Here is an 11,963-nt window from a genome sequence, read left to right on the forward strand (position 1 = left end):
CGACCAGCGGCCCTTGTCCTTCTGCTCGATGGCGGTGGTGCTGCGGGCGACGTGGTAGCCCGCCGCGTACGGCGCCTTCAGCGGGATGGCGGCCAGGCTCTGCACCGTCAGCCACGGCTAGCCTGCGCCTTCCTGCACGACCTCGAGCGAGCCGCCAACGTCCGGCCAGGCGACCTTCAGCGCGGCGCCGTTCGGCTGCCGGCCCCAGTCGGCGACCTGTCCGGTCGGCGAGGACGCGGCGGCGCCTGCCGCAGGCGTCGCCTCGGCCACCGCGCCGGCCAGCGTCCGCCCGGCCACCGGCACCGACTCGAAGCGGGCCGAGAACTTGTCCAGCGCCAGCGACCCCCACAGATTCGCGGTGGTCGTCAGCCAGGCGCCGCGCCGCTGCCGGGCCAGGCTGCCGACGACCATGCGCGGCAGGTCGTCCTTCCAGGCGGGGTCGTCGAGCACGGCCAGGATCAGCCGCGCCGCGTTGGCGTCGGCGCTGTCCATCAGCCACCACCAGAAGTCGCTCTCCTCGGTGCTGAAGCGCAATGTCGTGCCGGCGTAGGTCAGGCGGGCGCGCAGGATCTGCTGCGCTTCCTCGAGGCGCTTGGCCCGCGCCGGGATCGCCGGCACGCGCTTGAGCACATTGAGCCAGTCGATGACCGCCGCCGTCGGCCAGGTGTTCGGCACCAGGTTGATCGAGCCCAGCTGCTTCGGCTGGACCCGGCCGTAGCGGGACAGGGCTTCGAGCGCCGCCATCTTGCGCACGTCGAGGTCGGGCCGCGGCGACCAGAACCGGCGCTCGATGCGGCCTTCGACGAATGCCGTCAGGCCGTCGAGCATCGCCGAGCGCGCCTCGGCCGGCAGCTCGAAGCCGGCCTCGTGCGTGGCCGCGAGCACGTAGGCCGTGAGGCGGTCGCTGCCGCGCGGCGGCTCGTCGGCGCGCGGCGGGAAGTAGCTGGCCAGGCCGTCGCTGTCGAGGTAGGTCGGCAAGGCATTGGCGACCGCGGCCCACATCTGCGCGTCCTTCAGCCCGACCGACTTCGAGGTCTTCTGCTCGAGGCAGACGAAGGGATAGGTCTCGAAGAAGCGGCGCAGCCCGGGAAGCGCGCCGGTCAGGCGCGGCTGGACGGCGACGTTCAGGCCGCCGCGCCTGGCGCCGGCAACACCGGCGAGGGCATCGGCCGGCGCGGCCACCGGCAGGCTGAACCGGCCGTCGAGCTGCGCCAGCGTCGCCTGCAGCACGCGCACCGGCACGGCGGCGGCGACGAGCTGGGTGATCTTCAGGCGATCTCGGCCCCCCTCCTTGGCCGCACCGGCCTCCTCGACCGCGGCTTCCCAGGCGATGCTGAACGCCTCGGCCGGGACGTCGACCGGCCAGACGATCTCCTTCGCCGCGCCGGCGGCGAGGACGAGGTCCTGCGGCGGCAGCGCGATCGGCGCGCGGGCGATGTCGGCCGCGTCCCGGCCCGGCGAGTTCGCCGTGCCCTGCAGCGTGGCGCGCACCTTCATCTCGCGGGCCGTGGTGTTGCGCAAGGTCAGCATCGCCGTGAACCGGTCGCCGTCGCGGACGAGCGGCGGCAGGCCGGCGAGCACCTGCAGGTCCTGCGTGACGCGAACGCTGGTGTGGCCGGTGCCGAACTTGTCGATGCCCGCGTCGGCGACGGCGACCAGCCTGAAGCTCGTCAGCGAGTCGTTGAGCGGCACCTCGATCGTCGCCTCGCCGTTGGCGTCGAGAACGACGTTCGGCCTCCAGACCAGGAGCGTGTCGAACAGCTCGCGTGTCGCGCCGCGGCCGCCGCCGCCGCCCGCCGCCACGGCCTTTCGACCGTAGTGGCGCCGGCCGATGATCTCGCTCTGCGCGGTGCTCGTCTCCACGCCCCAGGCGCGCTGCTGCAGCATGGCGTCGAGGAGCTTCCAGCTTTCGTTGGCGCGCAGCGCGAGCAGGCCCTCGTCCACCGCGGCGAAGGCGAGCTCGGCGCCGGCAAGCGGCTTGCCAGCGTACGACACCTTCACCTTGGCGATCGCCTTCTGCCGCACCTGGTACTGCGCCTTGTCGGCGCTGACGCTCACCTGCAGCTCGTGCGCGGCCAGGCCGATGCGCAGCGCCGCGACGCCGAGCTTGAAGGCCGGCTTGGCGAGATCGACCATCGCCGTCGGGGCCCGGTAGTCGCGGCCGTCGTGGCGAAAGCTGTTCCACCACGACAGCGGCTCGCGCCAGCCCCAGGTGAAGAGCGAGTACCACGGCGTCTCGCGGACGCGGCCGCGGATCGCGAGAACGCTGACGTACACGTTCGGGCCCCAGGTCGGCTGGATCTTCAGCTCGACCGTGGGGTCGTCGCCGCGCAGGGTCACGACCTGGGTCGCGATCACGCCTTCGCGCTCGACCGCGACCAGTGCCGTCGCCTCGCGAAAGGGCATGCGCACCTGCAGGCGCGCCGTCTCCCCCGGCTCGTAGCGCTTCTTCTCCGGCAGGAGGTCGATGCGGTCGTCGTTGTCCTGGGCGAACCAGAGCTCGCCCTGCCCCGTGACCCAGACGGTGGCCGCGGCCTGGGCCGGATGGCCCTGCGCATCCCGGGCCTCGGCGATGAGCTCGACCTGGCCGGCGCCGTCGAGCGTCGCCTCGCAGGCGACGAGGCCGCGGTCGTCGGTCGTGCCCGAGCAGAGGCTGCCGAGCTCCCTGACCTCGGTCCGGTTGTCGTAGGCGTAGAAGCCGCCGACCATGCGCTTCCTCGTCGTGATCACCTGGCTCGTGCGGCCGCGCACGGCGACGGCCTGGCCCTTGAGCGGCTCGCCGGCGGTGTCGAGGGCGACGACGCTGAACTTCGCCTTGCCGCGGTTGCTGGCCCAGGACGCGGCGCGGACGCCGAGCACGACGGCACTCGGCCACAGTTCGATGCGTGTGGCGACCGTCTGCGTCTCGCCGTTCGGGTCGTCGAAGGTGACTTCGGCGTCGATGGCCGCCGGCCGGGTCGACGCCGGCAGGTCCTTGATCGTGAAGCTCGCCGCGCCGTTGCGGTCGGTGGCCAGGGCGACCTTGTCGGCGACGAGGCGGCCTTCGCGCCCGGCCCCTTCGGCCGCGCGCTCGTCGCCATCGCCGCTGTCATGCTCCGCCTTCTTCGGATCGCGCGCCGGCTCGAAGGAGAAATCGTCGAAGCCGGCGAAGGCCGGCGCGCGCGGCTTCAGCAGCGCCGATGCGCGCAGCGGCGCACCGGCCATTGCCCCGCCGGAGAAGTAACCTATCTGCACGTCGACGACGACGTCCTTCGGCGCGACGGCCATGGCCTTCGGGCCGCTGATGCGCGCATCGACGAGCGGCAGGCGGAACTCCTCGACGCGGAAGCTGCCGCTGGTCCAGCTGCGCTGGCGCTCGCCCTCCTCGAGATCGGGCGCCGTGGCGCCGGGCTCGCGGTCGAGCACGACCTCGTAGACACCGAGCTTGGCCGCCGGCGGGATGTTCCAGGCCATGTGGGCGCTGCGCCCGCCGCCGGCCCACTGCAGCGGCAGCGTGAACTCCTGGCCGCTGCCCTGGTGGACGATCCTGGCCCGCGTCGGCAGCCGCTCCGGCCGCACGGCGGCGAGCCCGGCCGAGGTCTCGAGGCGGATGAAGTGCTTCATCGACACCGTCTCGCCGGCACGGAACAGCGGCCGGTCGAAGACGGTCGACGCACGCAGGTCGGGCTCGGCGCCGCGCCCAGTGGGCACGTTGAAGCGCCACGCCTCGATGCCCTTCTGCCAGCTGCTGAAGACGAAGGCGACGTCGGTCTGGCCGCCCTTGTCGTCGGCCTTGCGCGCGGTGACGAAGAAGCCGTTGTCGGCCGGACAGTTCCCGACCGGCTCGCCGAGCAAGCGCGCGACGACGGCCAGGCCCTTGGCGTCGGTGCGGCCGTTCCAGAGCGGCTTGCCCTGGCAGTCGTGGACGACGACGGCGGCGTTCTCGACCGGCCGGCCGCGGTCGAGCGTCGTGACCCAGGCGACGCTGTTCTCGCGCCCGTGCTTGAAGTGGACGCCGAGGTTGGTGACGAGGACGCCGGTGCGAACGAACATCGGCGCGCGCTTGTCGAGCAGCGACTGGCCGAGGCGGAGCGACTCGATCTCAACCACGTGGTAGCCGGGCTGCGCCAGCGGGATGCCGACGACCTCGAACGGCCGCGGGTCGGCGCCGGCGAGCTGCGGCAGCTCGAGCCGGCCAGCGCCGGCGTCGCCGGCGAGCAGCGACACCTCGCGTGTGCCGACGCGGCGGTCGACGCGGCGCTTCGTGACCCGGCCGCGCGCGTCGCGGTCCTCCTCGAACGTGTGCCACTCGCGCTGCGGCAGGCCCAGCTCCTCGGCGGTCAGCCGGGTCTCGTGGTAGCGCTGCAGCTTCGCGTACCAAGCCAGGATCTCGGCGTCGGCGAGCAGGCGCTTGACGCGGACCTGGCCGCGGCTCGCGGCCGACGCCGCAGCGCTGGCGGCGCCCGCAGCACCCGCGGGTCGCAGCTCGGCCTGCACGTGGCGCAGCGTCACCGGCAACATCGACTCGGCGTGGCGCTCGACGACGCCGAACGGCGCCGACGCGAACTTCGCGATCGGCGGCGCGTCGCCGGTCTGCACCTTGAGCGGAAAGCTCGCGGCATTGGCGAGAGGGCGGCCGGCGTTGTCCTTCAGCTCGCGCGGCAGCTCGACGCTGAAGGCGGCATTCTCGGCCAGCGGCATCGGGAAGGTGACTTCGGCGACCTCGGCCGACTTGTCGTCCTTGTCGAACATCGGCGCCAGCGCCTCGCCGCTGGCCGGGCGCAGGCGAACCTGCGCCGCCTGCTCACGCGACACGGGCGCCGTGAAGCGCACGGTGACCGGCCGGATCGGCACGCAGGGGGCGTTCGCCTTCTCGCGCTCGCAGCTGAACTCGGCCGTGAACGCCGGCCGCACGGTGTAGCGGAAGCGCTGCTCGATCGTCGTGAGCACCTGCGGGTTGGCCGTCGCGGCGATGCCCTTGCCCCAGACGACGCGCGCCGCGGAGCGGTTCGGCAGCGGCCGCTCGCAGCGAGCGAGTAGCGCGCGCTCGGCCGCTGCCTTCTCGATGCGGCGCGCCTTCAGGACCTGGGCGCGCACGTCGCCGCCGACGATGCGCAGGGCCAGCCGCTCGCCGATGCCTTCGACCTCGCACCAGGCGTTGGCGACGACGCTGGCCTCGACGGCCGGGCCGTTCAGGCGAATGAGGAAGTGCTGGTCCTCCTCGATCTCGCTGCCGTCGCCCGGTTGCATCGCGACGATCGCCGGGCCGCCGGTGGAGAACGAGAACTCGGTCGGGCCGGTGAGCGTGGCCGCTGCTGCGCTAGCCGCGGTGCCGGGGGGGCCGGCCTTCGCCGTCGGCTTCCAGTCGGAACGCAGCCGCGCCGTGCAGCGGGTGCCGGGCCCGAACGGCTCGCGGAAGTCGTAGAGCCAGACCCGGTCGCTGGCCCAGCGGCCCGCCCCCGGCGGCACGACGCCGGCACAGGCCACGGCGAACGGGTCGGGCAGGCGCGGGTCGCCGAACGCGACCACCGCTTCCGAGAACCTGACCGTGACCTGGCGGACCTGCGCCACCTCGCCCTGCGGGCTGACGGCGACGACGCCGGCGGCGTGGGCCGAGGGCAGGCACAGGGCGAATGCCGCGACGAGGCCACCGATGCAACGCTTCATTGACTCGACTCCCGATGCGGTCGGACGAGTCTACGAGCGGCCTGCGAAGAGACGGCGAAGGCGAGGCGCGCTTTCGCGGAGGAAGGCCGCCCGGTGCGACCTCAGCGCGACGCCTGCTTGTCCGCCAGGAGCTGCTTGCGCTGTGCCTCGATGTCGCGCAGGCGCGAGTCGATCACCGAGGCGTCGATGAAATCGACCGCGCCGCCGCTGCGGGCCATCCGCTGGCCGGCCCGCAGGCGGTCGGCCGCGCCGAGCAGGTCGCCGAGCGCGTAGCGCGACTCGGCCTCGGCGCGCAGCGAGCGCAGCGGCTGGCCGAGCCGTGCCCAGGTCTGGCCGAGCGCCGACCAGGCCAGCGAATCGTCGCCGTGCAGGGCGACCCAGGTCTGCAGCTCGGACGCGCGCGCCTTCAGCGCCGCGCTGTCGGGACTGACGTTCGGATGGGCGATGAGGGCGATCTGCGCCTGCAGCAGCAGGCTCGGCCGCGAGCCGTCGCCGGCGTAGGGCTGCATCGCCTCGGCCGCCTTCGCCGTGGCGCGGCGGTCGAGCAGCGACTGCGCCTGCATCAGCACGACCGCGCGCTCGGCGCGGGCGCTGCTGTTCGGGCTGTTGCGGACGATGCCGAGCGCCGTCGCGAACGACGTGTCGGCGCGCGCCCAGTCGCGCAGCAGCGATGAGCCGAGCGCGCTCTCCGTCGCGGCAAGCAGCTTCTCGGCGGCGCTGCCCTCCGTCGCCGCGTCGCGCGACTGCCAGCGGCGCAGCGCGTCGACGCGGCTGTCCATGAGCACGCGCGCGCGTGCCTGGGCCACGGTGTGCTCGAGGATGCTGCCGCGCACCGGCACCGCGCCGACGCCGGCCCGGGCCCGCGCCTCGCCGATGCGCTCGACGGTGAGCGGGTGCGTGCGCAGGTAGGGAAAGCCGCCGTGGTCGTTGAGCCGGGTCGAGACGTCCATCTTCTCGAACATGGACGCCATGCCGCCCGGTGCGTAACCGGCGGCGATCATCGTCTGGAAGCCGATCCGGTCGGCCTCGCGCTCGACCTCGCGCGAGAAGTTCAGCTGGCCCTGCAGCGTCGCCGCCTGCGAGCCGGCGATGACGGCGTTGACGGCGTCCGGGTTGGTCGCCCGCGACGCGGCGATCAGCCCGATCACCATCGCCGCCAGGCCGACCAGCGAGCGCCGGGTGTTGCCCGAGATGCTGCGCGCGATGTGCCGCTGCGTGATGTGCGACATCTCGTGCCCGAGCACCGAGGCCAGCTCGTCGCGGTTGGCGGTGAGGGCGATGAGGCCGAGGTGCACGCCGACGAATCCCCCGGGCAGCGCGAAGGCATTGACGCTCGCGTCGCGGACGAGGAAGGTCGACCAGGCGAAGCGCTGGTCGAGGTCGGCCGTGATGTTGCCGAGCGAGCGCGACGCAGCCACCAGCGGCTGCCACAGCGACTCGACGTACTCAAGCAGCAACGGGTCGTCGAGGTAGTCGGGGTCGAGACGGATCTCGCGCATGATCTCGTCGCCGAGCTTGCGCTCGGTGCCGACGGTGAAGTCGGCCGAGTCGGAGTCGCCGAGCGCCGGCAGCGTGTTCTGCGCCGCCGCCGGGCCCAGGAGCGCCGTCCCGGCGAGGACCAGCGCGCACAGGATCGCGACGCAGCGGCGCCAGAGATCGGGCACGGGCACAACGGCTGACTTCATTGCCTGGCTATGATGCCTGCGAAACGTTTCCGTCCCGGTTTCCGCCATGGCCGTCCCTACTTCCAGCAGCCTCACCCATTTCGATGCGCAGGGGCAGGCGCACATGGTGGACGTCGGCGACAAGGGGGAGACGCAGCGCGTCGCCCGGGCCACCGGGACGATCCGGATGAAGCCGGAAACGCTGGCGCTGATCGAGTCGGGAAGCGCGAAGAAGGGCGACGTCCTCGGCGTCGCCCGCATCGCGGCCATCCAGGGCGCGAAGCGGACTTCGGATCTCGTGCCGCTCTGCCACCCGATCGCCCTCACGCGCGTCACCGTCGAGTTCGAGATCGTGCGCGAGACGGCCGGGGTGCGCTGCACGGCGCAGGTCGAGTGCGTCGGCCGGACCGGCGTCGAGATGGAAGCCCTGACCGCCGTGCAGGTCGGCCTGCTCACCGTCTACGACATGTGCAAGGCGGCCGACCGCGGCATGGTGATCGGCGAGGTGCGCGTGCTCGAAAAACGCGGCGGCAAGTCGGGCGACTGGGTGGCTGCCGCTACCTGAAGTCCTCGAAGGTCAGCGGCCTGGTGGGGGCGACGCACTGGAAGGGGGCCGTGCCTGCCGATGCCGGCGATGCGGGCGCGGCGGCTGCGTCGCACGGGGCGAAGAACTCGGCCGCCTGCGGGTTGCGGAACTCCTTCAGGCGCGCCGCCACGTAGCTCGCCTTGTCGGAATCGCCGGTCTCGTGGAGCGCCGTTGCCCACGCCGTCATCAGCCGTGAGTCGAGCAGGTAGTGCGGCGCACGCCGGAACGCCTTCATCACCGCACCGGGGCGCTCCGCGAGCGTCGCCGCGGCGTAGTCGCCGTGGTGCGCGAAGAGGATGCTGCGCCGGCCCTCGGCGACGCGCGCCGCGAGCGGGCCGGCATTCGCCGGCGGAGCGAAGATGACCACCACCCGCATGTAGTCGTAGAGCGAGAGCGTGCCGCCGAGGATGAGCAGCATCGAGGCGAGGACGAAGGGCCGCGTCCCGTTCGCCGGTCGCGCCGCCAGTGCACGCACGATCAGCTGCCCGTCGGGCCGCTCGACCAGGAGCCCGAACGCGAAGGCCGTCGGCAGCAGGAAGTACGCGTACCAGAGCGGGTACTCGAGCATGCTGTGCACGGCGACCATGAAGACGATGACGAAGGCGGCACGCTGCACCGGCACCGCGTCTGCGTTCTCGCGGCCCTCGCGGACGGCGTGGTCGAGCCCCTTCCAGAGCGCGTACAGGAAGAGGCCGAGCACGAGCCCGCCGAGCGGAATACCTAGCTCGACGAGCAGGTGCAGGACGATGTTGTGCGTGTGGTCGAAGAACTCGGTCGGGCGGCCCGGGAACGGCGTCAGGGTCCAGGCGAAGTTGAACTCGCCGAAGCCGACGCCGAGCCACGGGTGCGAGGCGATCAGCGCAAGCGTGTTCGACCAGATCTCGACGCGCGAGCTCGAGAAGTTGCCGCTGCTCCCGCCCAGGCGACTCGTGCCGACGACCAGCTGATCACCGGCGGCGGCCCAGGCGCCCGTCGCCCAGCCCGAGAGGGCATACGAGACCGGCGACAGGAGCAGGAGCAGCCGCATGCCGAAAGAGAGACGGCGGTCGAGCAGGCCCCAGCCGGCCAGCGTCAGCATGCCGAGCGCGCCGGTGCGCGACCCGCTCAGCATCACCACGTACAGGAAGACGAGCGCGAGCAGCATCGCCGCCGTGCGGTGCAGCAGCTTCGTTTCGCCGAGCCAAATGGCGGCGACGATCGACCACAGCAGCAGGCTGCTCAGGTGGTTCGGCTGGCGCAGGTTGCCCGAAGCGCGGCCGGGGGTCGCCGCTAGCGCGATCCATTCGCCGTCGGCGAGGTCCGGCGCGAACACATGGATCAGGCCGATGGCACTGCTCGCGATGCCGGCGACGACCAGGGCGATGCAGAAGGCGCGGAAGGCAGCCCGCCCCAGGTCGGCGCGCTGCACGGACGCACCGACGGCTACGGTCAGCACGGCGCTCAGCAGCGTCCCCGCCGCCGACAGCGACAGCGCCCAGGGCAGCGACGCCCACAGCGGTGCCACCAGGGCGCTGAGAACGAGGAGCGCCAGCGCCGCCAGCAAGGCCCCTGCCGCCGGAGCCTTCGGCCGGGCATCGCGGCTGAGCGCCGCACTGAGCGCGAGCAGGAAGCCGCCCCAGCCGACGAAGGCGGCGGTCTGGTTGAGGAAGGTCGCCGATGGGGCGACGTTGAAGGCAATGAGCGTCGGCAGGCCGACGGCGACGATCGCCAGCGGGATGGCCAGGGACGTCTCGACGTTTCCGAGGCGCGGAGCCGGGTTCGCGGACGGCATCCGGCGATTGTCGGCGAGGGCCGGCGCAGCGCGCCTACTTGACTCGGTCGACGCAGCGGCTCTCGAGGTTCGCGACAGCCGGGCTGGCCAGCTCGACGAGCAGCATCGACTCGATCAGCACCGGGGCCGAGTCGGGGTAGACCTTGCACAGCCCGTTGGCAAGCCAGCTCGCCCGCCGCGCGTCGCCCGCCGCCTGCGCCGCCGTGGCGCAGCGGGCGAGCAGGTGGGCGGTCGGGCCGATGGCCACGACCCGGTTGCATCGGCCGAGCCAGGCCCGCGCGTCGGCCGCTGTCGGGACCGCGGTCACGACGGCGATCAGCTCGGCGTAGTCGCCGAAGGCGGACCACGCCGGGATGGCCGCCAGGCGCGCGGCGAGCGCCTGGCTGGGTTGCGGCGCGCTGCCCGCGCGAACCTGCGCCTGCAGTACCTGCATCGCCCGCTCGACCGGGTTGTACTGGACGTAGGCCCCGATCGCGCCGAGGAGGACGGCGAAGGAGGCGAAGCGGAGCGCGTTCGATGGCAGCGGCGCAGTTTCCTCGGCCGGGACAGGTGGGGCCGGTGCTGCAGGGGACGGCTCGTTCGGCACCAGCCCGATCAGCAAGCCCAAGGTGCCGAGGAAGTAGAGGTACGCGAGCGGGTGCTCGAGGTTGGCATGGACGAGGATCGGCGCCATCAAGGCGAATGCGCCCAGGATCTCCGGGTGCCGTCGGGCACGCCGCCAAGCTGCCGCCAGCCACAGCGCCAGGCAGGCCGCCACCAACAGCGCCACCGGCGCGCCGAGCTCGGCGGCGATCTGCAAGAAGACGTTGTGCGCCTGCGTATCGGCTCCCGCGGGCGGGCTCTCGGGAACCTGCGTCGCCAGTTCGAGCGCGTGCCCGGCAAAGCGCCCCGCGCCGACGCCGAGGAGCGGATGCTGGTGCACGGCGTCGAGGCCGACGCGCCAGAACCAGAGCCGCTGGCGATTCGAGTCGGCGCTGTCGCCGGAGCTGATGCGCTGTTCCGCCGAGGTGATCGCGAAGGCCTCGAGCACTCCCGACGCGCTGACCGCGGCAACGACCGCGACGTGCAGCGCGGCGAGGGCGAGAAGCGCACTGCCGAGCCGGCGCGCGTCGGCCGACGGATGGCGAAGCCGCGCGGCCAGACCGAGCAAGGCGAGCACGACGACAAAGACCCAGACCATGCGCGAACCGCTCAGGACCGTGAACGCCTGCAGCACGACGACGGCGGCCAGGGCCGGCACGAGCTTAAGCCGGCCGGCCGCGTACAGCACGGCCGCCGCGGCGCAACCGATCCAGAGCAGGTCGGCGAAGTGGTTGGCCTGGGCGAGGTTGCCGTAGAGCCGGCCGCCGGCCCAGGGCAGGACGGCGAACGGCAGCTTGATGCCGAGCAGCTGGAGCAGCGCGAAGACGCACGAGCCGAGCGCCGCGACGAAGAGGCAGGTCGCGACCCAGGACACGGCATCGGCGCCGCGCCGCTGGCGAACGCTCTGGCCGAGGACCATCGTGAAGGCGAAGAAGGCGACGCTCGCGACCATCAGCACGGCGCGGCGCCAGACGCCGTCGACGAAGAGGGCCTGCAGCACCAGCACGGCCATCAGCGCCAGGCAGGCGGCGAACATCGGCTGACGGCGCAGCGACGGTCCCCCGAAGGCCAGCGGCGCGAAGGCCAGGCCGGCGAAGCCGAGCGCGACAGCGAACAGCCACTCCTTGTAGAACGTGGTGATCGGCTGCGACAGTAGGGGCAGCCACCAGGGGGCGACCAGTGCGAGCGCCACGAGCGGCCAGGCGAAGCGGTCCGAAGGCGCTGCCTCAGGCACCGCGGCGGCCGTGTCGATGCTTGCGGCGACGGGCGTGGCGATCAAAGAAAGCCGTCCCAGGGAACGTGGCCCACGACACGCGCATCCGGCGGCGCGACCAGCGTCGCCCAGCTCGCCTGGCGCGAGATCAGGGGCAGGAAGCGGAGCGTGCTCGCGGGTTGACCGGACTCTGCCGCGATCCTTTCGACGTCGGACGCAGCATCGGGGTATCGGGCGATCAGGTCGGCCACGGGTCGCGCGGCGTTCCAAGCGGCGTCGCGCTGGGTGTCGTAGTCGCGCCAGTGACGCGGGAACATGGAGATGTCGAAGCCGCCCATCGCCAGCTCGATGGAGCGGAAGACATCGTCTGGCCGGGTCGGCTTGGCGGCGGCGATGAGGGTCGGTCCCGTCCACGGCAGCGTCCGCAGTCCCAGTGGTGCCTCGCTGAGGGTATCGGTGTCCACGTCGGCAGCGGTGACGACTCACAAGCGATCCACCTCC

6 protein-coding genes are annotated in these 11,963 nt (G+C 72.6%); 1 reads left to right on the top strand and 5 read right to left on the bottom strand.

The window, feature by feature from the left end:
* Window positions 1-117: 117 nt before the first annotated feature.
* Together AC30N0_RS06555 and AC30N0_RS06560 are read right to left on the bottom strand one after the other, a co-directional pair.
* The gene (locus tag AC30N0_RS06555; RefSeq protein WP_489517123.1) at window positions 118-5,646 is read right to left on the bottom strand and encodes an alpha-2-macroglobulin family protein; all 5,529 of its coding nucleotides are present in this window, start codon (window positions 5,644-5,646) and stop codon (window positions 118-120) included.
* A gap of 101 nt (window positions 5,647-5,747) precedes the next feature.
* A complete protein-coding gene (locus tag AC30N0_RS06560; protein ID WP_489517124.1) occupies window positions 5,748-7,331 on the bottom strand; it encodes a M48 family metalloprotease in 1,584 nt (527 codons plus the stop codon).
* A 46-nt stretch (window positions 7,332-7,377) separates the two neighbouring features.
* Between AC30N0_RS06560 and moaC the strand changes: the two genes are divergently transcribed.
* A complete protein-coding gene (moaC, locus tag AC30N0_RS06565) occupies window positions 7,378-7,875 on the top strand; it encodes a cyclic pyranopterin monophosphate synthase MoaC (protein ID WP_489517125.1) in 498 nt (165 codons plus the stop codon).
* Here the strand turns inward: moaC and AC30N0_RS06570 are convergent.
* From AC30N0_RS06570 to AC30N0_RS06580, 3 genes are read right to left on the bottom strand one after another with little or no spacing between them, the layout of a single operon-like run.
* Window positions 7,868-9,667: a PglL family O-oligosaccharyltransferase gene (locus AC30N0_RS06570; protein WP_489517126.1), complete on the bottom strand. Its 1,800-nt coding sequence runs from the start codon at window positions 9,665-9,667 to the stop codon at window positions 7,868-7,870. The two genes, moaC and AC30N0_RS06570, sit on opposite strands and share 8 nt — an antisense overlap.
* A gap of 34 nt (window positions 9,668-9,701) precedes the next feature.
* The gene (locus tag AC30N0_RS06575; protein WP_489517127.1) at window positions 9,702-11,528 is read right to left on the bottom strand and encodes an O-antigen ligase family protein; all 1,827 of its coding nucleotides are present in this window, start codon (window positions 11,526-11,528) and stop codon (window positions 9,702-9,704) included.
* Entirely contained in the window at window positions 11,525-11,926 is a 402-nt protein-coding gene (locus AC30N0_RS06580) for a hypothetical protein (RefSeq protein WP_489517128.1), read from the bottom strand. Before AC30N0_RS06580 ends, AC30N0_RS06575 begins: the two co-directional genes overlap by 4 nt.
* Between the last annotated feature and the right edge of the window lie 37 nt (window positions 11,927-11,963).

Origin of the sequence: Rhizobacter sp., from assembly GCF_031412495.1 — a bacterium.
In the GTDB taxonomy this organism is placed as follows: domain Bacteria; phylum Pseudomonadota; class Gammaproteobacteria; order Burkholderiales; family Burkholderiaceae_C; genus Schlegelella_A.